This is a genomic window from Streptomyces katrae, from assembly GCF_000966975.1.
GTDB classification, from domain to species: Bacteria; Actinomycetota; Actinomycetes; order Streptomycetales; family Streptomycetaceae; genus Streptomyces; species Streptomyces katrae.
Map to the genome: position 1 here is coordinate 1 of NZ_JZWV01000105.1, position 26843 is coordinate 26843.

Annotated in this window: 20 protein-coding genes and 4 pseudogenes; 14 read left to right on the forward strand and 10 right to left on the reverse strand. The window is 70.5% G+C overall.

The window, feature by feature from the left end:
* Positions 1 to 2257, forward strand: a 2257-nt coding sequence (gene nirB / locus VR44_RS05600; RefSeq protein ID WP_045946242.1) for a nitrite reductase large subunit NirB, incomplete at its 5' end; no start/stop codon positions are given.
* The gene (gene nirD, locus VR44_RS05605; protein WP_045946243.1) at positions 2254 to 2586 is read left to right on the forward strand and encodes a nitrite reductase small subunit NirD; all 333 of its coding nucleotides are present in this window, start codon (positions 2254 to 2256) and stop codon (positions 2584 to 2586) included. The genes nirB and nirD, both read left to right, overlap by 4 nt.
* 8 nt (positions 2587 to 2594) lie before the next feature.
* Here the strand turns inward: nirD and VR44_RS05610 are convergent, their stop codons facing one another.
* From VR44_RS05610 to dusB, 4 genes are all read right to left on the reverse strand, one after another.
* On the reverse strand, positions 2595 to 3002 hold the full coding sequence (locus tag VR44_RS05610) for a VOC family protein (RefSeq protein ID WP_045946244.1): 408 nt from the start codon (positions 3000 to 3002) through the stop codon (positions 2595 to 2597).
* A 206-nt stretch (positions 3003 to 3208) separates the two neighbouring features.
* The gene (locus VR44_RS05615; RefSeq protein WP_052713479.1) at positions 3209 to 4234 is read right to left on the reverse strand and encodes an ArsR/SmtB family transcription factor; all 1026 of its coding nucleotides are present in this window, start codon (positions 4232 to 4234) and stop codon (positions 3209 to 3211) included.
* Between the two features lie 422 nt (positions 4235 to 4656).
* Positions 4657 to 7365: a pyruvate, phosphate dikinase gene (gene ppdK / locus VR44_RS05620; RefSeq protein ID WP_045946246.1), complete on the reverse strand. Its 2709-nt coding sequence runs from the start codon at positions 7363 to 7365 to the stop codon at positions 4657 to 4659.
* Positions 7366 to 7731: 366 nt separating this feature from the next.
* Positions 7732 to 8874: a tRNA dihydrouridine synthase DusB gene (gene dusB / locus VR44_RS05625; protein WP_045946247.1), complete on the reverse strand. Its 1143-nt coding sequence runs from the start codon at positions 8872 to 8874 to the stop codon at positions 7732 to 7734.
* A gap of 60 nt (positions 8875 to 8934) precedes the next feature.
* Between dusB and VR44_RS05630 the strand changes: the two are divergent.
* The 4 genes and pseudogenes from VR44_RS05630 to VR44_RS05645 all read left to right on the forward strand — a co-directional run bounded on the left by VR44_RS05630 (position 8935) and on the right by VR44_RS05645 (position 13079).
* Positions 8935 to 10471, forward strand: a pseudogene (locus VR44_RS05630) (MFS transporter).
* 105 nt (positions 10472 to 10576) lie between these two features.
* Positions 10577 to 11605, forward strand: a complete 1029-nt coding sequence (locus tag VR44_RS05635) for an aldo/keto reductase (protein ID WP_045946248.1) — start codon at positions 10577 to 10579, stop codon at positions 11603 to 11605.
* A gap of 21 nt (positions 11606 to 11626) precedes the next feature.
* Complete coding sequence (locus tag VR44_RS05640) at positions 11627 to 12220, forward strand: TetR/AcrR family transcriptional regulator (protein ID WP_045946249.1); 594 nt, start codon at positions 11627 to 11629, stop codon at positions 12218 to 12220.
* A gap of 208 nt (positions 12221 to 12428) precedes the next feature.
* A complete protein-coding gene (locus VR44_RS05645; RefSeq protein WP_245691613.1) occupies positions 12429 to 13079 on the forward strand; it encodes a VC0807 family protein in 651 nt (216 codons plus the stop codon).
* 76 nt (positions 13080 to 13155) lie between these two features.
* Here VR44_RS05645 and VR44_RS05650 read toward each other — a convergent pair whose 3' ends face one another.
* Positions 13156 to 14538: a glycine--tRNA ligase gene (locus VR44_RS05650; protein WP_045946251.1), complete on the reverse strand. Its 1383-nt coding sequence runs from the start codon at positions 14536 to 14538 to the stop codon at positions 13156 to 13158.
* Between the two features lie 156 nt (positions 14539 to 14694).
* Here VR44_RS05650 and VR44_RS05655 point away from each other — a divergent pair, with 156 nt between their 5' ends.
* Genes VR44_RS05655 through VR44_RS05670 form a run of 4 tightly spaced genes read left to right on the forward strand, consistent with a single transcriptional unit; the run spans position 14695 to position 17833 of the window.
* Positions 14695 to 15666: a metal ABC transporter substrate-binding protein gene (locus tag VR44_RS05655; RefSeq protein ID WP_045946252.1), complete on the forward strand. Its 972-nt coding sequence runs from the start codon at positions 14695 to 14697 to the stop codon at positions 15664 to 15666.
* A 26-nt stretch (positions 15667 to 15692) separates the two neighbouring features.
* Positions 15693 to 16487: a metal ABC transporter ATP-binding protein gene (locus VR44_RS05660; protein WP_045946253.1), complete on the forward strand. Its 795-nt coding sequence runs from the start codon at positions 15693 to 15695 to the stop codon at positions 16485 to 16487.
* The gene (locus VR44_RS05665) at positions 16487 to 17353 is read left to right on the forward strand and encodes a metal ABC transporter permease (RefSeq protein ID WP_045946254.1); all 867 of its coding nucleotides are present in this window, start codon (positions 16487 to 16489) and stop codon (positions 17351 to 17353) included. Before VR44_RS05660 ends, VR44_RS05665 begins: the two co-directional genes overlap by 1 nt.
* Before the next feature lie 51 nt (positions 17354 to 17404).
* The gene (locus VR44_RS05670; RefSeq protein ID WP_045946255.1) at positions 17405 to 17833 is read left to right on the forward strand and encodes a Fur family transcriptional regulator; all 429 of its coding nucleotides are present in this window, start codon (positions 17405 to 17407) and stop codon (positions 17831 to 17833) included.
* A gap of 107 nt (positions 17834 to 17940) precedes the next feature.
* Here VR44_RS05670 and VR44_RS05675 read toward each other — a convergent pair whose 3' ends face one another.
* Positions 17941 to 18762 carry an isoprenyl transferase gene (locus VR44_RS05675; protein WP_045946262.1) on the reverse strand — a complete coding sequence of 274 codons (822 nt, stop codon included), beginning with the start codon at positions 18760 to 18762 and terminating at the stop codon, positions 17941 to 17943.
* 23 nt (positions 18763 to 18785) lie between these two features.
* Complete coding sequence (recO, locus tag VR44_RS05680; protein WP_045946256.1) at positions 18786 to 19532, reverse strand: DNA repair protein RecO; 747 nt, start codon at positions 19530 to 19532, stop codon at positions 18786 to 18788.
* Here recO and VR44_RS49065 point away from each other — a divergent pair.
* Positions 19531 to 19809: pseudogene (locus tag VR44_RS49065) on the forward strand (pentapeptide repeat-containing protein); the annotation flags it as partial. The gene recO and the pseudogene VR44_RS49065 sit on opposite strands and share 2 nt — an antisense overlap.
* Positions 19810 to 20010: 201 nt before the next feature.
* Here the strand turns inward: VR44_RS49065 and VR44_RS05685 are convergent.
* The 3 genes and pseudogenes from VR44_RS05685 to leuA all read right to left on the reverse strand — a co-directional run.
* Positions 20011 to 21342, reverse strand: a pseudogene (locus tag VR44_RS05685) (nucleobase:cation symporter-2 family protein); the annotation flags it as partial.
* Between the two features lie 561 nt (positions 21343 to 21903).
* On the reverse strand, positions 21904 to 22599 hold the full coding sequence (locus tag VR44_RS05690) for a tellurite resistance TerB family protein (RefSeq protein WP_045946257.1): 696 nt from the start codon (positions 22597 to 22599) through the stop codon (positions 21904 to 21906).
* 224 nt (positions 22600 to 22823) lie between these two features.
* On the reverse strand, positions 22824 to 24587 hold the full coding sequence (gene leuA / locus VR44_RS05695) for a 2-isopropylmalate synthase (RefSeq protein ID WP_045946258.1): 1764 nt from the start codon (positions 24585 to 24587) through the stop codon (positions 22824 to 22826).
* Between the two features lie 365 nt (positions 24588 to 24952).
* On the opposite strand from leuA, the gene VR44_RS05700 reads away from it, so the two are divergent.
* From VR44_RS05700 to VR44_RS05710, 3 genes and pseudogenes are all read left to right on the forward strand, one after another.
* On the forward strand, positions 24953 to 26032 hold the full coding sequence (locus tag VR44_RS05700) for a M4 family metallopeptidase (protein ID WP_045946259.1): 1080 nt from the start codon (positions 24953 to 24955) through the stop codon (positions 26030 to 26032).
* A 22-nt stretch (positions 26033 to 26054) separates the two neighbouring features.
* Positions 26055 to 26327, forward strand: a complete 273-nt coding sequence (locus VR44_RS05705) for a protealysin inhibitor emfourin (RefSeq protein WP_045946260.1) — start codon at positions 26055 to 26057, stop codon at positions 26325 to 26327.
* A gap of 70 nt (positions 26328 to 26397) precedes the next feature.
* Positions 26398 to 26843: pseudogene (locus VR44_RS05710) on the forward strand (GNAT family N-acetyltransferase); the annotation flags it as partial.

The window sequence follows — 26843 nt, forward strand, 5'->3', positions numbered from 1 at the left end:
GGCCCGTACGGTCACCTCCCGCTCCGGGCGCGTCTTCCCGTACGACGTCCTCGTCCTGGCCACCGGCAGCTACCCCTTCGTCCCGCCCGTCCCCGGCAAGGACGCCCCGGGCTGCTTCGTCTACCGCACCATCGAGGACCTCCGCGCCATCGAGGAGTACGCCAGGACCTGCACGACCGGCGCCGTCGTCGGCGGCGGCCTCCTCGGGCTGGAGGCGGCCGGCGCCCTCCAGGGGCTCGGACTGTCCACGCACATCGTGGAGTTCGCGCCCCGGCTGATGCCCGTCCAGGTGGACGAGGGCGGCGGCGCGGCCCTGCTGCGCACCATCGAGGGCATGGGCCTGACCGTGCACACGGGCGTCGGCACGCAGGCGGTGCTGACCGGCGACGACGGCTCCGTCACCGGGATGAGCCTCTCGGACGGATCGGCGCTCGACACCGAACTCGTCGTCTTCTCCGCCGGGGTCCGCCCCCGCGACCAGCTCGCCCGCGAGTGCGGCCTGGCCGTCGGCGAACGCGGGGGGATCTCCGTCGACGCCCGCTGCCGCACCTCCGACCCCCGCGTGTACGCCATCGGCGAGTGCGCGCAGGCCGTCGACGGCCGGGTCTACGGCCTGGTCGGGCCCGGCTACGAGATGGCCGGGACCGCCGCCGAGGACCTGCTGGGCCGCGAGCGGGAGTTCACCGGGGCCGACCTGTCCACCAAGCTGAAGCTGCTCGGCGTGGACGTGGCCTCCTTCGGCGACGCGCACGGCACGGCCGAGGGCAGCCTGGACGTGGTCTGGTCCGACTCCCGCTCCGGGATCTACAAGAAGCTCGTCATGTCCGCCGAGGGCGTCCTGCTCGGCGGGGTGCTGGTCGGCGACGCCGAGGCGTACGGGCTGCTGCGCCCGCTCACCGGCAGCGTCCCGCCGGTCGCCCCGGAGCAGCTGGTGCTGCCCGCCGGGCTGGGCCCCGCCACGCAGCCGGGCCCGTCCGCGCTGCCCGACACGGCGGTGATCTGCTCCTGCCACAACGTCACCAAGAAGGCCGTCACCGCCTGCTCCACCCTGCCCGAGGTCAAGAAGCGCACCAAGGCCGGGACCGGCTGCGGCGGCTGCCTCAAGGTGATCGGCCAGCTCCTGCCGCCCGCCGCCGACCCGGGCCTGTGCGGCTGTTTCGCGTACACCCGGGCGGAGCTGTACGAGATCGTCCGCACCCGGCGGCTCGCCTCGTACCGGGAGCTCCTCGACGGGCACGGCCGGCCGGAGGCCCGGGGCGGCGAGGGCTGCGAGGTCTGCAAGCCCGCCGTGGGCTCGATCATCGCCTCCCTCGCCCCCGCCGTGGGCGCCAGCGGCTACGTCCTCGACGGGGAGCAGGCCGCCCTCCAGGACACCAACGACCACTTTCTGGCGAACCTGCAGCGCAACGGCTCGTACTCGGTCGTCCCGCGCATCCCGGGCGGCGAGATCACCCCGGAGAAGCTGATCGTGATCGGTGAGGTGGCCCGCGACTTCGGCCTCTACACGAAGATCACCGGCGGCCAGCGCATCGACCTGTTCGGGGCGAGCGTGGACCAGCTGCCCGCGATCTGGGCCCGGCTGGTCGACGCCGGCTTCGAGTCGGGGCACGCGTACGGGAAGGCCCTGCGGACGGTGAAGTCCTGCGTGGGGCAGACCTGGTGCCGCTACGGGGTCCAGGACAGCGTGCGGATGGCCATCGACCTGGAGCTGCGCTACCGGGGCCTGCGCGCCCCGCACAAGCTGAAGTCGGCGGTGTCCGGCTGCACCCGCGAGTGCGCGGAGGCGCAGAGCAAGGACTTCGGGGTCATCGCGACGGCCAACGGCTGGAACCTCTACGTCGGCGGCAACGGCGGGGCCGTCCCGCGCCACGCGGACCTGCTCGCGCAGGACCTGTCGGAGGCCGAACTCGTCCGCCTCATCGACCGGTTCCTGATGTTCTACATCCGCACCGCCGACCGGCTGGAGCGGACCTCCGTGTGGCTGGAGCGGCTGGAGGGGGGCCTGGACCACCTGCGGGACGTGGTGGTGCACGACTCGCTCGGGCTGTGCGCGGAGCTGGAGTCGCTGATGGCCGAGCACGTGGCGCACTACCGCGACGAGTGGGCGGAGACGCTGCGGGACCCGGAGCGGCTGCGGCGGTTCGTGTCCTTCGTGAACGCGCCCGGCGCCCCCGACCCGACCGTGAGGTTCGTGCCCGAGCGCGGCCAGGTCAAGCCCGACCTGGCGGTCCTGACCATGGGAGGTCCTGTCCGATGACCGTCGAACTGCGGGTGGCGGAAGGCTGGCTGACGGTGTGCGAGCTGTCGTCCCTCGTCCCCGGGCGCGGGGTGGCGGCGCTGCTCCCGGACGGGTCCCAGGCGGCGGTGTTCGTCGACCGGGCGGGGCGCCCCTACGCGATCGGCAACCAGGACCCCTTCACCGGCGCGCAGGTGCTCTCGCGCGGGCTGGTGGGCTGGGCGGCGGGGCGGGCGTTCGTGGCGTCGCCGCTGCTGAAGCAGCGCTTCGACCTGGAGTCGGGACGCTGCCTGGACGACGAGGAGGTGGCGGTCCGGACGTACCCGGTGCGGACCGCCACGGCCTCGTAGGCGGACGGTCAGCCCTGGACCATGGCCGGGTCCATCCACATGATCTCCCAGGTGTGGCCGTCGAGGTCGTCGAAGGCGCGGCCGTACATGACGCCGTGGTCCTGGGCGGGACGGGGCTCCGTGGCCCCGGCCGCCAGGGCCCCGTCGACCAGCTCGTCCACCGCGGCGCGGCTCTCGGCGCTGAGGCAGAGCAGCACCTCGGAGGTGGTCCGCGCGTCAGCGATGGCCTTGTGGGTGAAGTCCTTGTAGCGGGCCTCGGTCAGGAACATCGCGACGATGCTGTCGCTGATGGGCATGGCGGCGCAGTTCTCGTCGGTGAACTGGGCATTGAAGGAGTAGCCCAGCTTGCCCCAGAACGCCTTGGTGGCCTCCAGGTCGCTGACGGGCAGGTTGACGAAGATCATGGTGGAGGACATCCCGGTGTCTCTTCTCTCTGCTGGGGCGTGACGCGCGGCGCGCCTGCTCCGTTCGTTGCTGTCGAGGGGTAGACCGGGGCCGCGGCGCGAACTCATCGGCCCGCGCGGGATTTTCTTCAACTTTTTTCCACGGACCGCGAAACCGCAGGTCGGAGCCGGTTCCGGGGCGGCGGCCGGAGGGGCCGCCGCCCTGGTGAACCGATCCTTCAGGAGACCACCGCGCCGCCCTTGAGGAGGGCCGCGCCCAGCGGGGTGACCGTGTGCAGGACCGCGTTGCCGTGGCGCAGGGTGGTCACCAGGCCCGCCTCGCGCATCACGCAGGCGTGCTGGCTCGCCGAGGCCAGGGAGACCCCGGCGCGGCGGGCCAGTTCGCTGGTGGTGGCCCCGTCGCCGATGGCGCGCAGCACGACGGAGCGGGTGTGGCCCACCAGCTTGCCCAGGGTGCGCTGGCGCTGCTCCTCCGGCCGGGCGGCCTCCCCGCCGGCGCCGGCCGGGGCCAGCTGGGCGGCGGCCGGGTAGACGAGCACGGGCGGCAGCTCCGGGTCGTGGAGGGTCACCGCGGTGCGCCGGCAGAAGAACGACGGCTGGAGCAGCAGCCCGCGCCCCCGCAGCCGTACGTCCCGGTCCACCGGGTACTCGCACTCCAGCACCGGGGCCCGCCAGCGCAGCATCGGCGGCAGGGAGGCCAGCAGCTCGTCCGCGCCCCCGTCGAGGAGGGCGCGGCCGCGTGCGGCCCGCTCGGCCTCGATCTGGGCCTGGATGTGGGTCCAGTAGGGCTCCACGGCCGCCCGGTGGTAGCCGCGCAGCTCGCCCAGCAGCCGGGGCAGGTGCTTGGTGCCGCCGTCCATGAACTCCCGCAGCCGGGCCGGCGGCGGGGTCCCGAAGGCCGCGCCGAAGCCCGCGCCGGCGCCCGCGCCCACGAGGGAGAGCTCGTGGCGCAGCCGGTCCGCGGAGAGCGCGCGCAGGGCGTCGAGGCCGACGTCCCACCCGTACTGGCCCTCGGAGGGGGTCAGGAAATCGGGGAAATAGCCGCGAGCCGGTATGAGCGCGCTCAGCAGCCTTGTTTCACCATTCAACCGGCTCCGGGCTTCCGTACGCCATTCGCCGAACAGCCGGGCGTCACGCCGGTCTCTTAAGCGATGAAAACTAAGAATCGTTTCCCACAACGCATCGGGACGCCCTGCCATCCGTACGCGTGCCAGGTCCACTCCAGTGAAATGGATACGAAGCACCGAACCCCCACCTGTGCAACCGCAATCCCCCCGCCCCATGAGTATGCATGCCGTCACACGTGGTCACCACGCCCTTTCGGCCACAGTTGAAACCCCTTTCGGCAGGGGCGTGACAAGCGAAATCCTGTACTCCGCCAGGCACACTCCGGCGCGACCGAAACGCTCCGTGAAGGCCGTGGGGGGCTTTGCGGGGCCTGGCGGTCGGTCGCACCGGGAAGCGCCGACGTGCCTGGTGATAGGCGGCAGGCGGCGGACGGGTGGGGATCCGTCCGCCGCCTGGCGCCGTAATGACTTCGTTGAATATGAGAGAAACCCGGCCGGTGTTGGGCCTGAGGGGCTCGGGCCCGGGGCTTCCGAATAGTGGGAAGCGCCCGCCCCCGGCAGTCAGGGAACCGGGGGCGGGCGCTGTCGGGGGGCCGGGCTCAGCGGCTGTCGGAGCCCTTGGCCTCGGCGGCGGCACGGCCGGCCTCCAGGCGCGCCACCGGGATCCGGAACGGCGAGCAGGAGACGTAGTCGAGGCCGACCTCGTGGAAGAAGTGCACCGACTCGGGGTCGCCGCCGTGCTCGCCGCAGACGCCGAGCTTGAGGTCCGGGCGGGTGGCCCGGCCCTGCTTGACCGCGTGGCGCACGAGGGAGCCGACGCCGTCCTTGTCGATGGTCTCGAAGGGCGAGACCCCGAAGATGCCCTTCTCCAGGTAGGCGGTGAAGAAGCTGGCCTCGACGTCGTCGCGGGAGAAGCCCCACACCGTCTGGGTCAGGTCGTTCGTGCCGAAGGAGAAGAACTGCGCGGCCTCGGCGATCTGGGCGGCGGTCAGCGCGGCGCGCGGCAGCTCGATCATCGTGCCGACGGTCAGCTTGAGGCTGGTACCGGTCGCGGCCTCGACCTCGGCGATGATCGCGTCGGCCTCCTCGCGGACGATCTCCAGCTCCTGGACGGTGCCGACGAGCGGGACCATGATCTCGGCGCGGGGGTCGCCCTTGGCGTTCTTGCGCTCGGCGGCGGCCTCGGCGATCGCGCGGACCTGCATGGCGAACAGGCCGGGGATGACCAGGCCGAGGCGGACGCCGCGCAGACCCAGCATCGGGTTCTGCTCGTGCAGCTTGTGCACGGCCTGGAGCAGGCGCAGGTCGTTCTCGTTGGCGTCCTTGCGGGACTCGGCGAGGGCGACGCGCACCGACAGCTCGGTGATGTCGGGCAGGAACTCGTGCAGCGGCGGGTCCAGGAGGCGGACGGTGACGGGCAGGCCGTCCATCGCCTCGAACAGCTCGACGAAGTCCTTCTTCTGCAGCGGCAGGAGGGCACTGAGTGCCTCCTCGCGCTCGGAGTCGGTGTCCGCGAGGATCAGGCGCTCGACCATCTCGCGGCGCTCGCCGAGGAACATGTGCTCGGTGCGGCACAGGCCGATGCCCTGGGCGCCGAAGCGGCGGGCGCGCAGCGCGTCCTCGGCGTTGTCGGCGTTGGCGCGCACCCGCAGGCGGCGGACGCGGTCGGCGTAGGCCATGATCCGGTGCACGGCGCCGACGAGCTCGTCGGCGTCGTCGGCACCGGCGTGCATGCGGCCCTCGAAGTACTCGACGACCGGGGACGGTACGACGGGTACCTCGCCGAGGTAGACCTTGCCGGTGGAGCCGTCGATGGAGACGACGTCGCCCTCTTCGATGACCTGCCCGCCGACCGTCATCCGGCGGCGCTTGGTGTCGACGTCGAGGTCCTCGGCGCCGCAGACGCAGGTCTTGCCCATGCCGCGGGCGACGACGGCGGCGTGCGAGGTCTTGCCGCCGCGCGAGGTCAGGATGCCCTCGGAGGCGATCATGCCGTCGAGGTCGTCGGGGTTGGTCTCGCGGCGGATCAGGATGACCTTCTCGCCGGAGCGGGACCACTTGACGGCCGTGTAGGAGTCGAAGACGGCCTTGCCGACCGCCGCGCCCGGGGAGGCGGCGATGCCGCGGCCCAGCAGGGTGGTCTCGGCGCCCTCGTCGAAGCGGGGGAACATCAGCTGCGCCAGCTGGGCGCCGCTGACCCGCTGGAGGGCCTCGGCCTCGTCGATCAGGCCCTGGTCCACGAGCTGGGTGGCGATGCGGAAGGCGGCGCCGGCGGTGCGCTTGCCGACGCGGGTCTGGAGCATCCACAGCTGGCCGCGCTCGATGGTGAACTCGATGTCGCAGAGATCCTTGTAGTGGGTCTCCAGCTTCGTCATGATCGCCATGAGCTGGTCGTACGAGGCCTTGTCGATGGCCTCCAGGTCCGCGAGCGGGACGGTGTTGCGGATGCCCGCGACGACGTCCTCGCCCTGGGCGTTCTGCAGGTAGTCGCCGTAGACGCCGGCGTGGCCGGTGGCGGGGTCGCGGGTGAAGGCGACGCCGGTGCCCGAGTCGGGGCCGAGGTTGCCGAAGACCATGGAGCAGACGTTGACGGCGGTGCCCAGGTCGCCGGGGATGCGCTCCTGGCGGCGGTAGAGCTTGGCGCGGTCGGTGTTCCAGGAGTTGAAGACGGCCTCGACGGCGAGGTCGAGCTGCTCGCGGGCGTCCTGCGGGAACTCCCGGCCGGCCTCCTTCGAGACGATCTTCTTGAAGGCCTTGACGAGCTTCTTGAGGTCGGCGGCGTCGAGGTCGGTGTCGACGGTGACCTTCTTGGCGGCCTTGGCCTCGTCGAGGGCTTCCTCGAAGAGCTCGCCCTCGACGCCGAGGACGGTCTTGCCGAACATCTGGATCAGGCGGCGGTACGAGTCCCACGCGAAGCGCTCGTTGTCGGCCTGGGCGGCGAGGCCGACCACGGACTCGTCGGAGAGGCCGATGTTGAGGACCGTGTCCATCATGCCGGGCATGGAGAACTTCGCACCGGAGCGCACGGAGACCAGGAGCGGGTCGTCCGACTGGCCGAGCTTCTTGCCCATCTTCGTCTCGAGGGCGGCGAGGTGCGCGCTGACCTCGTCGCGCAGCGCGGCCGGGGCCGTGCCGCTCTCGAGGTAGACCTTGCAGGCCTCGGTGGTGATGGTGAAGCCGGGAGGGACCGGGAGACCGAGGTTGGTCATCTCGGCGAGGTTGGCCCCCTTGCCGCCGAGAAGGTCCTTGAGGTCCCGGTTGCCCTCGGTGAAGTCGTAGACGAACTTCTGATCTTTGTTTTCCGACACGGGTCTCGACTCCTCGAGGACTCGGGTGGCTGCCCTGACGGCCAGGAACATACCCAGATCGAAGGCTTATCGGTACGTCCACTTGGCGGTCATAGGGCTGTAACCACCCGTGCGCCACCGTATCGAAAGTAACCGGTCGGTAATGAGAACCTACGAAGTGCGTTCACATCCCGAAGGGTGAGGGCCCCAGAGAGGCTTGATCCCGCTCGGATGAGCGATCATCGATACATTTGCGTTCAAGTCTTGAACGCACAAAGGGTGGCACCCAGTGCCACCCTTTGAAAGTCTTACCCGTGACTTACGCGCTCATCTGAGCGAAACCTCTCCCATGCGTGGCGTATATCACGCACCGCGGAGGGCGATTTGTCAGCCTCCGGACGTGTCCAGCTCGGCGTCCTCGCTCACACCGGCGCAGTCGTACGGATCCTTCAGCCAGCCGTCCGGCAGGACAACCCGGTTGTTTCCGGACGTCCGGCCGCGCGGTCCGTCCGCACTCTCGGGCCACGCCTGGTCCAGGTCGAGCTCGCTCAGATGAGCGTCCAGTTCGGCCAGGGAGGAGACGACCGCCAGCTTCCCGCGCATCTCGGACCCGACGGAGAACCCCTTGAGGTACCAGGCGACGTGCTTACGGAAGTCGATCACCCCGCGCGCCTCGTCCCCGATCCACTCCCCCAGCAGCTGGGCGTGGCGCAGCATGGTGCGCTTGACCTCGCGCAGCGTGGGCTTGTGGAAGTCCTCGGGGCGGCCCTCGAAGGCCGCCACCAGGTCGTTGAAGAGCCACGGACGGCCCAGGCAGCCACGTCCGACGACCACGCCGTCGCAGCCGGTCTCGCGGACCATGCGGAGCGCGTCCTCGGCGCACCAGATGTCGCCGTTGCCGAGCACCGGGATCTCCGGCACGTGCTCCTTGAGGCGGGCGATGGCCTCCCAGTCGGCGGTGCCGCCGTAGTGCTGGGCGGTGGTGCGGCCGTGCAGGGCGATGGCGGTGACCCCCTCCTCGACGGCGATCCGGCCGGCGTCGAGGTAGGTGAGGTGGTCGTCGTCGATGCCCTTGCGCATCTTCATGGTCACCGGCAGGTCGCCGGCGCCCGCGACGGCCTCGCGGAGGATGGCGCGCAGCAGGTGGCGCTTGTAGGGCAGGGCCGAGCCGCCGCCCTTGCGGGTGACCTTGGGGACCGGGCAGCCGAAGTTGAGGTCGATGTGGTCGGCGCGGTCCTCCTCGACGATCATGCGGACCGCCTTGCCGACCGTCACGGGGTCCACCCCGTACAGCTGAATCGACCGCGGCTTTTCGGTCTCGTCGAAGTGGATCAGCTGCATGGTCTTCTCGTTGCGCTCGACCAGGGCGCGGGTCGTGATCATCTCGCTGACGAACAGCCCCTTGCCGCCCGAGAACTCGCGGCAGAGGGTCCGGAAGGGGGCATTGGTGATGCCGGCCATGGGCGCGAGCACCACCGGGGGCTGCACGGTGTGCGGGCCGATCGCGAGGGGGGCGGGAAGCGTGGTCATCCCCCCATTGTCCCGCAGCACCGTTCCCCGCTTGTTCGTACGATCGGCGGTATGCATCACATGAGTGGCGTGGATCACGGGAGCCGTCGGCACCGCCTGCTCGTCCTGGGCATCTGCTGCCTGAGCCTGCTGATCGTCAGCCTGGACAACACCGTCCTGAACGTGGCCCTGCCCGCGATGCGCCGCGAGTTCCACGCGTCGGTCTCGGGGATGCAGTGGACCATCGACGCGTACACCCTGGTCATCGCCTCGCTGCTGATACTGGCCGGGTCCACGGGGGACCGGATCGGGCGGCGGAAGGTCTTCGCCTGGGGGCTGGTGCTGTTCACGGCGGGATCGGTGCTGTGCTCCCTGGCACCCGGGCTGCACTGGCTGATCGCCTTCCGGATGGTCCAGGCCGTCGGCGGGGCCATGCTCAACCCCGTCGCCATGTCGATCATCACCAACACGTTCACCGACCCGAAGGAGCGCGCCCGCGCCATCGGCGTCTGGGGGGCGGTGGTCGGCATCTCCATGGCCGCCGGACCGCTGATCGGCGGGCTGCTGGTGGACTCGGTGGGCTGGCGGTCCATCTTCTGGGTCAACCTGCCGGTCGGACTCGTCGCCCTCGCGCTGACCCTGCGGTTCGTGCCGGAGTCCCGATCCGACCGGCCGCGCCGGCCGGACCCGGTGGGCCAGCTGCTGGTCGTGGTGCTGCTGGGCGGGGTGACGTACGCGATCATCGAGGCCCCGGCCGAGGGCTGGAACTCCCCGCCGATCCTGGCGTGCGCGCTGGGCGCGGCGGCCGCGCTGGGCGGGCTGCTGTTCTACGAGTCCCGGCGGACCGACCCGCTGATCGACCCCCGGTTCTTCCGCAGCGCCCCGTTCAGCGGGGCCACCGTGATCGCCGTGAGCACCTTCGCCTCGCTCTCCGGGTTCCTCTTCCTGACCACCCTGTACCTCCAGGAGGTGCGGGGGCTGAACGCGCTGGACGCGGGGCTGCACATGCTGCCGATGGCCGCGATGGCCTTCCTGTGCGCGCCGGTCTCCGGGCGGCTGGTCGCCAGCCACGGGCCGCGGCCCTCGCTGCTGGTGTCGGGGGTGGCCATGGGGGCGAGCGGACTGCTGTTCGCGGCGTTCTCGGCGGAGACGTCCACTCCGCTGATGTTCACCGGGTACGTGCTCTTCGGCATCGGCTTCGGCCTGGTCAACGCCCCGATCACCAATACGGCGCTGTCGGGGATGCCCCGCTCCCAGGCGGGGGTGGCGGCCGCGGTGGCCTCCACCAGCCGGCAGAAGCCGGCAGACCGGCGGGGCGCTGGGCGTCGCGGTGATAGGGGCGGTGCTCGCGGCCGGGACCTCGGGCGGCGCGGACTTCGCGACGGCGACCCGGCCCGCCTGGTGGATCATCACCGGCTGCGCGCTCCTGGTCCTGGTCCTCGGGGCCGTCACCACCGGCCCGTGGGCGCACGCCACCGCGCTGCGGACGGCGCGGGCCCTGGAGCCTTCGCCGGCCGCCGCCCCCTCCGCCCCGCCCGCCTCCCCGCCGGGGCAGGCTCCCGGCCACCGGACGGACGGCGGGCTGCCCCCGGCTCCCGGGCCGGCGCCGGCGGGCTGACGCCCCCGGGCCGGCCGCCCCTCCCGCAGCGCCGTTCCGTACCTCCGCCACCCCTACGGCTGACAGATATTGAAATCTGTCAGCCGTCATGCCATTGTTGTTTCCATGACGACGAACGAGAACACCTCCGCGCCCGCCACCATCCCCGCCGCACGCCGACTCGGCGCCACCGGCCCGTCGGTCTTCCCCCTGGGACTGGGCTGCATGGGCATGTCCGCCCTCTACGGCGAGGCCGACCGGAGCGAGTCCCTGGCGACGATCCACGCCTTCCTGGAGGCGGCCCCCGAGGGGATGAACACGCTCCTGGACACCGGCGACTTCTACGGCATGGGCCACAACGAGCTGCTGATCAACGAGGCCCTGCGCACCGCCCCCACCGCCGCCCGCGAGCAGGCGCTGACCAGCGTCAAGTTCGGCGCCCTGCGCACCGTCGAGGGCGGGTTCACCGGGTACGACGGGCGGCCCGAGGCCGTGAAGAACTTCCTGGCCTACTCGCTCCAGCGGCTCGGCCGGGACCACATCGACATCTACCGGATCGCCCGCGTCGACCCGGACGTCCCGATCGAGGAGACCGTCGGCGCCATCGCCGAGGCCGTGCAGGCGGGGCACGTCCGGCACATCGGCCTCTCCGAGGTCGGCGCGGACACCCTGCGCCGGGCCGCGGCGGTGGCCCCGATCTCGGACCTCCAGATCGAGTACTCGCTGATCTCGCGCGGCATCGAGGACCGGATCCTGCCGACCGCCCGCGAGCTCGGCATAGGCGTGACGGCATACGGGGTGCTGTCCCGGGGGCTGATCATGTCCCGGGGGCTGATCAGCGGGCACTTCAGCCGGGACCGCGCCCTCGCCCCCGGGGACTTCCGCGGGATGAGCCCCCGCTTCCAGGGCGAGAACCTGGCCCGCAACCTCGACCTGGTCGAGGCCCTGCGCAAGGTCGCCGCCGAGCAGGGCGTGAGCGTCGCCCAGACCGCGATCGCCTGGGTGCTCGCCCAGGGGCCGCGCCACGGCGTCGACATACGGGTCGAGCTGAGCGAGGCCGACCTGGCCGCCATCGAGGCGGCGGTCCCGGCCGGGGCCGCCTCCGGCGACCGCTATCCGGCCGCGCAGATGGCCCACCTCGACAGCGAGCACTGAGCTGGCGGTACGGTCGTACCCATGCCCTCCGCTGCTGCCGAGCCCCTGACCCCCGAGCGCATCCTCGAGACCACCGAGGAAGTGCTGCGCCGCTTCGGCCCCACCAAGGCGACCGTGGTGGATGTGGCGCGCGCCCTGGGCGTCAGCCACGGCAGCGTCTACCGGCACTTCCCCTCGAAGGCGGCGCTGCGCGAGGCCGTCACCGACCGCTGGCTCGCCAAGAGCGTGGTCATGCTGGAAGGGATCGCCTCGGCCCCGGGCGAGGCAGCCCCCTCCAAGCTGGAGTCCTGGCTGGAGGCCCTCTTCGAGGCCAAGCGCCACAAGGCGGGCGACGACCCGGAGCTGTTCGCGACCTACACGGTGCTGCTGGCCGAGAACAGCGGGGTGGTCGACACCCACCTGACGGAGCTGATCGACCAGCTGACCCGGATCATCGCCGAGGGCGTCGCCGCCGGCACCCTGGCCGCGCCCGACGTGCCGGCCGCCGCGCGCGCCGTCTTCGACGCCACCGGCCGGTTCCATGACCCGCAGTACGTGGCGGAGTGGTTCTCCCCCACGATCACCACGGAGTTCGAGGCCGTCGTCGCGCTCGTCATCAGGGGTCTTCGCGCCTGAACTGGCCCGGCTACCTGCCTCGTTGTGCGGAATCAGGCACTCCGCACCACTTGGTGATCATTTTGAGCCGTGTCGTCTTGTACATGCCATCGACAGTTCCTTACGGTCCCCTTACCGCACTACTCAGGCAATTCCAGGGGGAACCTTGTCCACGGCAGCAGTACAGCCTTCACCTCCCGCACGCTCCGGCGGAGCCGCCGCCATCGGCTTGATCCTGACGATCGCCCTCAGCATCGTCGCTCCGATCGTCACCTACAACACGCTCGTCGACGACCACGGCTGGAGCGAGGCCTCGGCCCTGCTCGTCAGTGGCGTCTGGCCGGTCCTCGACAGCGCCATCATGGTGGCCTGGCGGCGCAAGCTGGACGAGTTCGCCATCGTCACCCTGGTGTTCCTGGCGATCACCGCCGCCGTCTCCCTCGTCGGCGCCAACTCCACCCGGGCCCTTCTGGTCAAGGACTCCGCCGTCACGGGGCTGTTCGGGCTCCTGTGCCTGGCCACGCTGCTCGCCCCGCGTCCGCTGATGTTCTACTTCGGCCGGAAGTTCGGCACGGACGGCACCCCGGCGGGCGTGGCCTACTACAACGCCCTGTGGCGGTTCGAGGGCTTCCGCAATGCCCAGCGCCGGATGACACTGGTCTGGGGCGTGGTCTACCTGATCGAGGCGGCGGTACGGATCGTGCTGTCGTACGTCCTGGCCACCTCCACCATGGTGAGCATCAGCCCGTTCATGATCTACGGGACGCTCGGCGGCCTGGCCCTGTGGACGGTCAAGTTCGTCAAGCGCACCAAGGCCGAGGGCGAGAAGCGGGCTGCCGCTGCCGCCGCAGCCGAACAGGCCGGGAGCTCCGCGGCCTGACCCGCCGGCGCTGCGAAAAGACCGGTGGCCCGGTGCGCGATCCGCGCACCGGGCCACCGGTCTTTTCCCGCAGGTCCTAGCAGCCCAGCAGACGGCTGCCGAGGTAGGCCTGGATCTGGTCCAGGGAGACGCGCTCCTGCTTCATGGTGTCGCGCTCGCGCACGGTCACCGCGTTGTCCTCGAGGGTGTCGAAGTCGACGGTGACGCAGAACGGCGTACCGATCTCGTCCTGGCGGCGGTAGCGGCGGCCGATGGCGCCCGCGTCGTCGAACTCGATGTTCCAGTTCTTGCGCAGGTCGGCGGCCAGGCCCTTGGCCTTCGGCGACAGCTGCGCGTTGCGGGACAGCGGCAGGACGGCGACCTTGACCGGGGCCAGGCGCGGGTCGAAGCGCATCACGGTGCGCTTCTCCATGGCGCCCTTGGCGTTCGGGGCCTCGTCCTCGACGTACGCGTCGATCATGAACGCGAACATGGCGCGGTTGACGCCGGCCGCCGGCTCGATGACGTACGGGGTGTACTTCTCCTTCGACTCCTGGTCGAAGTAGACGAGGTCCTGGCCGGAGGCGGCGGAGTGGGCCTTGAGGTCGTAGTCGGTGCGGTTGGCGACACCCTCGAGCTCGGAGAACTCGTTGCCACCGAAGTTGAAGCGGTACTCGATGTCGGCGGTGCGCTTCGAGTAGTGGGACAGCTTCTCCTTCGGGTGCTCGTACCAGCGCATGTTCTCCTCGCGCATGCCCAGGCCGCGGTACCAGTTCCACCGCTCCTGCATCCAGTACTCCTGCCACTGCTCGTCCTCGCCCGGCTTGACGAAGAACTCCATCTCCATCTGCTCGAACTCGCGCGTGCGGAAGATGAAGTTGCCCGGCGTGATCTCGTTGCGGAAGGACTTGCCCATCTGCGCGATGCCGAACGGCGGCTTCTTGCGCGAAGAGGTCTGCACGAGGGCGAAGTTGGTGAAGATGCCCTGGGCGGTCTCGGGGCGCAGGTACGCCTTGGAACCGGTGTCCTGGGTCGGGCCGAGGTGGGTCTCCAGCATGCCGGAGAACTGCTTCGGCTCGGTGAACTGGCCCTTCACACCACAGTTGGGGCAGTTGACGTCGGCCAGGCCGTTCTCGGGGAGGCGGCCGTGCTTGGCCTCGTAGGCCTCCTCCAGGTGGTCGGCGCGGTGGCGCTTGTGGCAGGAGGTGCACTCGGTCAGCGGGTCCGAGAAGGTCGCGACGTGACCGGAGGCCACCCAGACCTCGGGGGCCAGGATCACGGAGGAGTCGATGCCGACGATGTCCTCACGCCCGGTGACCATGGCCTTCCACCACTGGCGCTTGATGTTCTCCTTGAGCTCCACACCCAGCGGACCGTAGTCCCAGGCAGCCCTGGAGCCGCCGTAGATCTCACTGCAGGGGTAGACGAAGCCACGGCGCTTGCTCAGGCTGACGAGGGTTTCGATCTTGTCGGCGGCCACGGTGCTCTCTTCATTACGAGGACGAACGGCGAAGGCTTTAGGTTACCGGCGCCCGCACCCTCCACTTCAAGTCGGTACCCCCCTTCCAGCATGCTCCTCCGGGCCCTCCACCTGGCTTTTTGACAACGGTTTCCATCTTTGATGAAAATGGATGTCATGAACGTACGACGCCTCATACCCACCGCCGCTCTCGCCGGTGCCGTCGCCCTCGCCGGGACGGCCCTCACCGCCTGTTCGGAAGCGGGAGCGGCGGGCGCGGACAAGGACGGCGGGCTGAGCGTTACGGCGTCGTTCTACCCCCTGCAGTTCCTCGCCGAGCAGGTCGGCGGGGACCACGTGAAGGTCGACACCCTGACCAAGCCGGGCGTCGAACCGCACGACCTGGAGATCACCCCGAAGCAGACCGGCCGGCTGGGCGAGTCGAACGTGGTCCTCTACCTCAAGGGCCTGCAGCCCGCCGTCGACAAGGCCGTGGCCCAGTCCGGCGTGAAGAACATCGTGGACGCGGCCACCCTCACCAAGCTCGAGGTCCACGGCACCTCCGGCGAGGAGGACCACGACCACGCCGCCGAGGGACACGACCACGGCCACGACCACGGCGAGAACGCCGAGGACCCGCACGTCTGGCTCGACCCGGTCAAGTACGCGGAGATCGCCAAGGGCTTCGGCGCCGCCATGGAGAAGGCCGACCCGGAGCACGCGGCCGACTACCGGAAGAACACCGACGGGCTCGTGGCCAAGCTGGGCGCGCTGGACACCGAGTTCAGGGAAGGCCTGAAGAACTCGGCCTCCAAGACCTTCATCACCACCCATTCCGCTTTCGGCTACTTCGCCGAGCGCTACGGCCTCGACCAGGAGGGCATCTCCGGCGTCGACCCCGAGTCCGAGCCCAGCCCGGCCCGGATGAAGGAGCTCCAGGCCGTCGCGAAGAAGGACAATGTGACGACCGTGTTCTTCGAGGCCCTGGCCAGCGACAAGACGGCCAAGACCCTCGCCCGGGACACGGGTCTGCGGACCGACGTCCTCGACCCCCTCGAGGGGATCACCGACAAGTCGCAGGGCGCCGACTACTTCGAGGTCATGCGGTCCAACCTGAAGAACCTCCAGAAGGCCCTCGGAGCCAAGTGATGACAGCAGCAACGGAGGCGCGAGCCATGCAGTCAACGCCCCGACCGGCGGACGAAGACCAGCCCGTCATATCCCTGCGCGGGGCCACGGCCTCGCTCGGCTCCCGCCCCGTGCTGCGCGGGGTCGACCTCACCGTCCGCCGGGGGGAGGTCGTCGCCCTGCTCGGCGCCAACGGCTCCGGCAAGTCCACGGCCGTCCGCGCCGTGGTCGGCCAGGTGCCGCTCACCGACGGCGCCCTCTCCCTCTTCGGCACCGACTTCCGGCGCTTCCGCCAGTGGTCGCGCATCGGGTACGTCCCCCAGCGCACCACCGCCGCCAGCGGCGTCCCCGCCACCGTCCGGGAGGTCGTCTCCTCCGGCCGGCTCGCCCGCTCCCGCTTCGGGATCTTGCGGGGGGCCGACAGGGCCGCCGTCGAGCGGGCCCTGGCCCTCGTCGACATGGACGGCTACGCCGACGCCTCGGTCAACGCCCTCTCCGGCGGACAGCACCAGCGCGTGCTCATAGCCCGGGCGCTGGCCGTCGAACCCGAGCTGCTGATCATGGACGAGCCCATGGCCGGCGTGGACCTGGCCAACCAGGAGGTCCTCGCGAACGCCCTGCGCGAGCAGGTCGCCGCCGGCACCACCGTCCTGCTCGTCCTGCACGAGCTGGGCCCGCTGGAGCCCCTGATCGGCCGTGCCGTCGTCCTGCGCGACGGCTGCGTCGTCCACGACGGCCCGCCGCCCGAGGCCGTCGGGCAGCACGCCCTCCCCGGCCACGACCACGTACACCCCCACGCGGCGCACGACGCCGAGCCCCTGCGGACGGGACTGCTGAGCTGATGGAACTCCTGCACTTCGCCTTCATGCAGCGGGCGCTGCTCGCCGCCGCCCTGGTCGGCATCACCGCGCCCGCGATCGGCACGTACCTGGTCCAGCGCCGCCAGGCGGTCATGGGCGACGGCATCGGCCACGTCGCCATGACCGGCGTCGCCCTCGGCTTCCTGCTCAACACCAGCCCGGTCTGGATGGCCACCCTGGTCGCGGTCGTCGGCGCGGTCGGCATGGAGCTGATCCGCTCCCGCGGCAAGACCAGCGGCGACATCGCGCTCGCCATGCTCTTCTACGGCGGCCTCGCCGGCGGCGTCATGATCATCAATCTGTCGCCGGGCGGCTCCACCGCCAACCTGAGCAGCTACCTCTTCGGCTCGATCACCACCGTCTCGGCCGAGGACATCACCGCCGTGGTGATCCTCGCGGCCTTCGTCATCGCCGTCACCCTCGGCCTGCGCCGCCAGCTGTTCGCGATCAGCCAGGACGAGGAGTTCGCCCGCGTCACCGGCCTGCCTGTGCGCGCGCTGAACCTGCTGATGGCCGTCACGGCGGCCGTCACCGTCACCGTGGCCATGCGCATCGTGGGCCTGCTGCTGGTCAGCGCCATGATGGTGATCCCCGTCGCGGCCGCCCAGCGGGTCACGCGCGGCTTCGCCGCGACCCTGTCGCTGGCGATGGGGATCGGCGTGGTGGTCTCACTGAGCGGTACGGCCGTCACGTATTACATCGACGCGCCGTCGGGCGCCACGATCGTGCTGCTGGCGATCGCCGTCTTCGTGGCCACCACGGCCCTGTCCACGCCCTTGGCGCGGCGCCGCGCGAAGGCCGCCCGGGCCGCCGAGGAGGTCTGCACCCGGGACGACGTGAAGGTCTAGGAGGACCGGCCGCCTGGCACAATGAGGCGAGGCCGAAACGAGGAGGAACCGGTGGCGACTGCGCCTGGCGAGACGAATACCGCGCCAGTACGAGGACGGTCCACCCGGCAGCGGGCCGCCGTCGCGGCGGCGCTGGACGAGGTGGACGAGTTCCGCAGCGCCCAGGAGCTGCACGACATGCTCAAGCACCGCGGCGACTCCGTGGGCCTGACCACCGTGTACCGCACCCTGCAGTCCCTGGCGGACGCCGGTGAGGTGGACGTGCTGCGCACCAGCGACGGCGAATCCGTCTACCGCCGCTGCTCCACGGGCGATCACCACCACCACCTGGTCTGCCGCAAGTGCGGAAAGGCCGTCGAGGTGGAGGGGCCCGCGGTGGAGAAGTGGGCGGAGGCCGTCGCCGCCGAGCACGGCTACGTGAACGTGGCCCACACCGTCGAGATCTTCGGCACCTGCGCGGACTGCGCGGCCGCAGGCTAGTCCGAAAGGGTCGGATTCCGGTCTGATACCGAGCGGAATCCGGTCGATGTCATGCGTGCTCCGCCGCCGCGCCCCGAGGGGCCCGGCGGCGGAGCCGCATCCGAGGGTCAGCTCTGGGTGCCCTCGGGCTGGTTCGGGACCGCGCCGCCGAAGCGGCGGTCGCGCTTGGCGTACTCCAGGCAGGCGTCCCACAGGTGGAGCCGGTCGAAGTCCGGCCACAGGACGTCCTGGAAGACCATCTCGGCGTAGGCGCTCTGCCAGATCAGGTAGTTGGACGTGCGCTGCTCGCCGCTGGGGCGCAGGAACAGGTCCACGTCCGGCATGTCCGGGTAGTAGAGGTACTTGGCGAGGGTCTTCTCGTTGACCTTCGACGGGTCCAGCCGGCCGGCCTTCACGTCCTCGGCGAGGGCCTGGGCGGCGTCGGCGATCTCGGCGCGGCCGCCGTAGTTCATGCAGAAGTACAGCGTGAGCTTGTCGTTGTCCTTGGTCTGCTCCTGGGCGACCTGGAGCTCCTTGGCCACGGACTTCCACAGCTTGGGCATGCGGCCCACCCAGCGCACCCGGATGCCGAGGGCGTCGAGCTGGTCGCGGGTCTTGCGGATGAAGTCCCGGTTGAAGTTCATCAGGAAGCGCACCTCGTCGGGCGAGCGCTTCCAGTTCTCGGTGGAGAAGGCGTACAGGGAGATGTTCTTGACGCCCATCTCGATCGCGCCCTGGAGCACGTCGAGGACGCGCTCGGCGCCGACCTTGTGGCCCTCGGTGCGCGGCAGGCCCCGCTCCTTGGCCCAGCGGCCGTTGCCGTCCATCACGATCGCCACGTGCTCCGGCACGAGCTCGCCCGGGATCTTCGGCGGGCGGGCGCCGGTCGGGTGCGGTTCGGGGATCGTGTACTCACGGCGGGAGAGTCCCAGGAATCCGCGTACTGCCATGGCGCTTCGGTCTCCGATCTCGGTCACTTCTCTACGTAACGCAGGGAACGCAGTCCGCGTTCCAGATGCCAGTGCAGATAGGCGGAGACGAGTCCGCTCCCCTCGCGCACGTGCCGCGGCTCCGCCGCGTCGGCTGTCGGCCAGTCCCCCGTCAGCAGGGCGCTGAGCAGCCCGATGGCCTCAGCAGATGGTACGACGCTTCCGGGGACCCGGCAGTCGCCGCATATGACCCCGCCGGCGGCGACGGAAAAGTGCCGGTTGGGGCCGTGGATGCCGCATTTCGCGCAGTCCTCGAAGCTGGGCGCGTAGCCGTTGACGGCCAGGGAGCGCAGCAGGAAGGCGTCGAGGATCAGATGCGGTTCGTGCTCGCCGCGCGAGAGCGTGCGCAGGGCGCCGACCAGCAGCAGGTACTGCTGCACGGCGGGTTCGCCCTCGTTCTCGGTGAACCGCTCGGCGGTCTCCAGCATGGCGGTGCCGGCGGTGTAGCGGGCGTAGTCGGTGACGATGCCGTTGCCGTAGGGGGCGATGATCTCGGTCTGGGTGCACAGCGGCAGGCTGCGGCCGACCAGCTCGCTGCCCCGGGCGAAGAACTGCACGTCGGCGTGGGAGAAAGGTTCCAGCCGGGCACCGAACTTGGACTTGGTGCGGCGTACTCCGCGGGCGACGGCCCGTACGCGGCCGTGGCCGCGGGTGAGCAGCGTGATGATGCGGTCCGCCTCGCCCAGCTTCTGGGTGCGCAGCACGATGCCGTCGTCGCGGAACAGACTCATGCGCCCATTGTCCCCTGTGCGCGGACAGCACCGGCCCCCGTCCGGCAGCGGTATCCGGACGGGGGCGGCACCCCTTGGGAGGATCTGGGGGCGGCTGTCAGACGGCGGGCGCTCCCGCCTCGTCGGCCTCCTCGGCCGCGGCCTCAGCCGCGCCGTCCTTCACGGAGCCGTCCTTGGCGGAGCCGTCCTTGGCGGAGCCGTCCTTGGCGGAGCCGTCCTTGGCGGAGCCGTCCTTGGCGGCACTGTCCTTGGCGGCACTGTCCTTCGCCGCGCCGTCCTCCGCCGCGCCGTCCTTCACCGTGTCCGCCTTCGCCGTGTCCGCCTTCGCGGAGCCGGCCTTCTCGGCGGCCGCGGGGGCGGTCGTCGGCTGGGCGGGCAGCTCGGCGTGCCCGGTCAGGTTCTCGGCCAGCGTCTCGGCCAGGGCCTCGGCCGCGGGGACGTTCTGCGCGTCGTCCTTGGCCAGGCCGTTGAAGACCAGGTTCAGGATGATGGCGGCGCTGGCACCGAGGGTCACACCGCTGTTGAGGAGCGAGGACAGGTCCGCGCCCATGTGCTTGTCGAAGTAGGCCGGAACCGTGGCGGGGAAGAGCGCGAAGGCCAGCGAGACGCCGACGATCAGGGCGTTCTTCTCCTCCTTGAGGTCCACCTTGGCCAGGGTCTGGATGCCGGCGAGGGCGACCATGCCGAACATCACGGTGGCGGCGCCGCCGAGGACGCCCGGCGGGACGGAGGCGACGATCGCGGCGGCCTTGGGGAGCAGACCGAGCACGATCATGATGGCGCCGGCCGCCACGACCACGAAGCGGCTCTTGACCTTGGTCATCCGCACCAGGCCGACGTTCTCGGCGAAGGCGACGTACGGGAAGGAGTTGAGGATGCCGCCGAGGGCGGTGGCGGCGCCGTCGGCGCGCAGGGCGCGGGCGACGGTCTCGCTGTCGACCTCCTTGCCGACGATGTCTCCGACGGCGTAGGTGTCACCGGTCGTCTCGACCATGGTGATCAGCATGACGATCAGCATGAGGAGGATCGGGAACCATTCGAACTTCGGGGCGCCGAAGTGGAAGGGGGTGGTGACGCCGATCCAGTCGGACTTGCCGACGTCGCCGAACTCGGCGTCGCCGAGCAGGAAGGCGGCGGCCGTGCCGCCGACCAGGCCGAGCAGGATGGCGATGCTGCGCAGGAAGGGTCCGCCGAACTTCATCAGGACGAGGATGAAGAGCATCGTGCCGCCGGCGTAGGCCAGCTGCGTCGGGACTCCGCCGTCGGCGATGGTGGGGGCGCCGCCGGCCGCGTCCTTGAGGCCGACCGGGACCAGGACGATGCCGAGGACCGTGATGACGGTGCCGGTGACGACCGGCGGGAAGAGCCTCATGACCGCGCGGAAGGCCTTGGGGGGCAGCCAGGCGAAGGCGAAGGTCGCGAGACCGGCCGTGATGACGGCGCCGTAGATGACCAGCAGGGCGGCCGCTCCGCCGCCGGCGCCGAGGCCGATGGCGATCATCGGGGAGACCGCGGTGAAGGTCACGCCCTGGATCAGCGGGAGCCGGGCGCCGACGCGGCCGACGCCGAAGGCCTGGATGATCGAGGCGATACCGCAGGTGAAGAGGTCCGCGTTGATCAGGTAGACCAGCTGTTCAGGGCTCAGCTTCAGCGCACTGCCGACGATGATCGGGACGATCACCGCGCCGGCGTAGAAGGCGAGTACGTGCTGGAAGCCGTACAGCGCGAGCTTGGGGAGGGGGAGCACCTCGTCGACCGGGTGCGAGCTCTGCTCTCCGCTTGCGGAAAGCCGGGCGGCGACACGTGCCATCTCTGCCTTGCCCTTCAAGGAGGTAGGTAATTGAGAGGAATCTGGTTATCCCCCGGGCCGGAGTGGGTCGTTAGCCCGTTGGTCCGCCGGGGGTTGTCAGTGGGAACACGCGATCTCGTCGTGTGACCGGAATTGAACGCCTGTGGAAGTACTCACAGATATCGGAGACTGCTACAAAGAGTCGACCTTCCGGGACGCCGTCTCTGGAGCTTCCTCCAATGGCGGCGGCCCGTGTACACGGGTATGGGAGCCAGGTCTTCCGCAGTGCCGTTCCCCCTGCACACCTGCGAAGTTTCCAGTCCTGACAGGGGATTTACGGGTTCGCAAGCCTTCTGCCACGCAAATCAGAGGAGGCAATTCCGGCCGTCCGGAATGCGGAAATTTTGTACGGAATCAGGGACTCCACCCCTTGCGGGGACATCAGGGAACTCCGTTTCCGGCCGGTACGGCCCAATCGTTACCTCCCGGACGCCCACATGCCGGGATTTCGCCTCCTGAAACGCGTGCGGGCCCGGCGGAAAACCTCCGCCGGGCCCGGATCCGCGTACGTGCGGACGGCTTCTAGGGCGCGCGCACCGCCGACAGCAGTCCGGCCACCTCGTCCGAACCCATCCGCAGCGCGGCGCCCACGGTGGCGAGCACCTCGCGCTCGGCCGGGGTGTAGGGCCCGTCCGCGAGGGCGATGCGGGCACCCTGCAGCAGGATCGATTCGCGGCCGGGGGCGGCCAGGTGCGCCGCGAGCGGTTCCAGCGCCTCGTGGAGCTCGATCGACAGCGCCGCCCCGCAGCATTCGGGCCCCTCGTACAGCCCCAGCCGGCCCTCGTCGGTGGCCAGCGCCTCCACGAGGGACTCCAGCTGTTCCTCCGTGCAGTCCGTGAACCCGGCGCCGCGTACGGCGGACACGGCGGCCTCCAGGGCGCTCTGCGAGGCGGTCCCGCCCGCGGCGAGCACGGCGAGCGTCACGGTGTGCACGGCGTCCCGCAGGAGTGAGGAGAAGCGGGTGGTGGTGAGGTGGTCCAGCACCTCGGTGCCGAAGCGCTCCCGGCAGGCCTGGCACTCGACGACCGGGCCGGCCTGTCCGCGCGGCAGCAGCGGCAGTCCGAGCACGGTGAACCGGCGGCGCCCGGTGCGCCGGCGGTAGTTGCGGTCACCGCCGCAGCCGGGGCAGAAGAACTCCCCGTCGCCCACGGTGTTCCAGCTGGTACGGATGCCCCAGAGCGTCAGCTTCCGGCCGTCCCCACCCCGAACTGGCAGCACGTCGCACCTCCGTAACTCCCCGGGCAACGACGCCGGGTTGGCGTGATGTTAGCCACATCGGTGAGTGTGCGTCAGTCGTGCGACAAGACAACATGGGCCCGGGGGCGCACTTGGCCGATCTGCGCCCCCGGCCGACGGCCCGCCGAGGCCCTGTCGACGGCCCCGGACGCACGGCGGAGCCCCGCCCCTCCGGGTGGAGGGAACGGGGCTCCGTCAGGGGTGGTTCAGCGGCCCGCGCGGTTGACGGCGGAGATGACCGCCTTCAGGGAGGCGCGGGTGGTGTTGGCGTCGATGCCGATGCCCCACAGGACCCGGCCGTCGATCGCGCACTCGATGTACGAGGCGGCCACGGCGGAGGCGCCCTCGCTCATGGTGTGCTCGGTGTAGTCCAGCAGGCGGGCGTCCACGCCGATGCCGCCCAGCGCGTCGAAGAAGGCCGAGATCGGACCGTTGCCGGTGCCGTTCAGGACCGTCTCCACGCCGTCCACGACCGCCTCGACGGTCAGCGTGTCGGTGCCGTCCTTGTCGGTGGCGGTGGAGCCGGAGCGCAGCTGGATGCGGCCCCACGGGTTCTCGGGGTTGGGCAGGTACTCGTCCGAGAAGACCTCCCAGATCGCCTTGGGCGTGACCTCGCCGCCCTCGGCGTCGGTCTTGGCCTGGATGATCCGCGAGAACTCGATCTGCATGCGGCGCGGCAGGTCCAGCTTGTGGTCGTTCTTCAGGACGTACGCGATGCCGCCCTTGCCGGACTGCGAGTTGACCCGGATGACCGCCTCGTAGGAGCGGCCGACGTCCTTCGGGTCGATCGGCAGGTACGGGACGGCCCACTCGATCTCGTCGACGGTCTTGCCCTGGGCGGCCGCGTCGGCCTCCATGGCGTCGAAGCCCTTCTTGATGGCGTCCTGGTGGGAGCCGGAGAAGGCGGTGTAGACCAGGTCGCCCGCGTAGGGGTGGCGCGGGTGGACCTCCATCTGGTTGCAGTACTCGCTGGTGCGGCGGATCTCGTCGATCTGCGAGAAGTCGATCTGCGGGTCGATGCCCTGCGAGAACAGGTTCATGCCCAGGGTGATCAGGTCGACGTTGCCGGTGCGCTCGCCCTGCCCGAACAGGCAGCCCTCGATGCGGTCGGCGCCGGCCATCAGGGCCAGCTCGGCGGCGGCGACGGCGGTGCCGCGGTCGTTGTGCGGGTGCACGGAGATGCAGATGTGCTCGCGGCGGGTCAGGTTGCGGGCCATCCACTCGAAGCGGTCCGCATGGGTGGAGGGCGTGGAGCGCTCGACGGTGGCGGGCAGGTTCAGGATGATCTCGCGGCCCTCGCCCGGCTGCCAGACGTCACAGACGGCCTCGCAGACCTCCAGGGCGAAGTCCAGCTCGGTGTCGGTGAAGATCTCGGGGCTGTACTGGTAGCCGAAGACCGTCTCGGGGCCCAGCAGCTTCTCGGCGTACTCCATGACCAGGCGGGTGCCGTCGACGGCGATCTGCTTGATCTGTTCCTTGGAGCCGCGGAAGACGACCCGGCGGAAGGTCGGGGCGGTCGCGTTGTACAGGTGCACGGTGGCGCGCTTGGCGCCGATCAGCGACTCGACGGTCCGCTCGATCAGGTCCTCGCGGGCCTGGGTCAGTACGGAGATGGTGACGTCGTCCGGGATCGCGCCCTCTTCGATGATGGAGCGCACGAAGGCGAAGTCGGTCTCGCCGGAGGAGGGGAAGCCGACCTCGATCTCCTTGTAGCCCATGCGCACCAGCAGGTCGAACATCTCGCGCTTGCGGGCGGGGGTCATCGGGTCGATCAGCGACTGGTTGCCGTCGCGCAGGTCGGTGGAGAGCCAGCGCGGAGCCTTGGTGATGCGGGCGTCCGGCCAGGTGCGGTCCGGGATGTCCACCTGCTCGTACACGCCGTACTTGTGGATCGGCATCCCGGAGGGCTTCTGGGTGTGGGTCGCGTTCGTGATGGGCGTGGGGCGACCGACAAAAGGCTGCTGGCTCATGGCGTTGGGCTCCTCGCGTGTTCGCGTGTAGTTCGCTGAACGGCCGACGGCGGTAGTGAAAACCGCAACACCAAACTCCGCGGGGAGGGGGCCGGCCTACGACTACAGACCCTCGCCGCGGCAGCTAAGGAGAAGCAGCCCGAAACGCATGATGGGCCGAGCCTAACCGAGCCGCGCCGTGTCGCGAGGACCTGTTTCAGTATGCAAGACCGGCGCGTCCGTTTTGCACCCTTTGTGACCCAGAACTCCATTCCTCCCGCGAGGTCCGGCGGATCCGTCAACATGGCGCGACGTCTTTGAGACAACCGAATGAATCATGCTCGCCGGTAGTGACACAGAGGTCACCCACTGCCACATTTCCGGGCATGGATGCCTTCCTTCCCCACGGACACGCCCCCCACCACCCCGTCTTCTGCACCGTGGTGCCGCCGCACCTGCTGGACAAGGCCGCCCGGTCCGCCGACACCGCCCGTGCCGACGCCGCGCAGCGCACCCTGGAGACCGACGCCCTCCTGCGCACCCGGCGCCGGATCAGCACCGTCCGGGGGATCGTCCCGGCCGAGGCCGACGCCTCCGCCCCCGAGGGGCCGCGGCGCACGATCTACGACGCCCAGCACCACACCCGGCTGCCCGGGAAGAAGGTCCGCGCGGAGGGCGCCGACGCCGCCAAGGACGCCACCGTGAACCGCGCGTACGCCGGCCTCGGGGCCACGTACGAACTCTTCCTCAAGGGCTACGGCCGCCGCTCGATCGACGGCTCCGGCCTGCCGCTGGACGCGAGCGTGCACTACGGCGAGGACTACAACAACGCCTTTTGGGACGGGCAGCAGATGGTCTTCGGCGACGGGGACGGGGACCTGTTCCTGGACTTCACCGTCTCGGTGGACGTCATCGGGCACGAGCTGACCCACGGCGTCACCCAGTACACCGCCAACCTCGACTATCACGGCCAGTCCGGCGCCCTCAACGAGTCCATGTCGGACGTCTTCGGCTCGCTGATCAAGCAGTACTCGCTCGGCCAGACCGCCGACCAGGCGGACTGGCTGATCGGAGCCGGGCTGCTCGGCCCCAACGTCACCGGGGTCGCGCTGCGCTCGATGAAGGCGCCGGGGACCGCGTACGACGACGACGAGCTCGGCAAGGACCCGCAGCCGGCGACGATGGACGGCTACGTGACCACCTCGCGCGACAACGGGGGCGTCCACATCAACTCCGGCATCCCCAATCACGCCTTCTACATCGTGGCGACCGAACTGGGCGGCAAGGCCTGGGAGCGGGCCGGACAGATCTGGTACGACACCCTGACCGGCGGGCAGCTGGAGTCCCGGGCGGACTTCAGGGACTTCGCCCGGCTGTCGGTCGCGGCGGCCGTCGCCCGGTACGGGGAGGGCGGCGCCGAGCACCAGGCGCTCCAGAAGGCCTGGGCGGCCGTCGGCCTGGCGTAGGAATGCGGGTAGGAATGCCGGCATGAAGATCGAAGTGGTACGGACGGGCGGATTCGCGGGGATCGAGCGCCGGGCCGAGGTGGACACCTCGGGCCGGCCCGACGAACGGGAGTGGCAGGCCCTGGCCCAGCTGGCCCTGCACCCCCACCCCCGGGCCGCCGAGGGCCCCGGCCGCGTCCGGGACGGCTTCGCGTACCGCATCACGGTGGACGGACGGACGGTGTCCTGCCACGACCCCCACCTCACGGACGCCCAGCGCAACCTGATCACCCGGGTGCTGAAGGAAGGCGCGTAGCGGCGGGCCCCCGCCCGGCCCGGCCCGGAATACGGGTGCCCGGGCCGGACGGTCCTGCTTGGATGACCGGGTGACCGAAAAGATCTTGGACGTCCTGGAGCAGTACTACGACACCGTGCCCCGCCGGGGCGGCGCCCGGGCTGAGGACTTCGGCCCGCTGACCCTGTTCGTACAGGAGGGGAACGGCTGGTCCTACTACGCGCGGCCCTCGCTCGGGGGCGCCGACGCCACCCCGGCGGATGTACGGAAGGTGCTGGAGAGGCAGAGGGAGCTGGAGGTGCCCGAGGCCTTCGAATGGGTGGCCGAAACCAGTCCCTCCCTGCGGGCCGCCGTGGAAGCGGCGGGGCTGCCCGTCCACGCGCATCCGCTGATGGTGCTGGACGCCGCTGCCGAGCCGCTCGCCCCGCATCCTGAGGTACGCGCCCTCGGCGCCGAGGACCCGCTGCTCGCGGCCGCCGTGACGGTGGCGGGGATGGCCTTCCGCGAGCCGGGCACGGGCCTCGGGCAGGCCGGGCC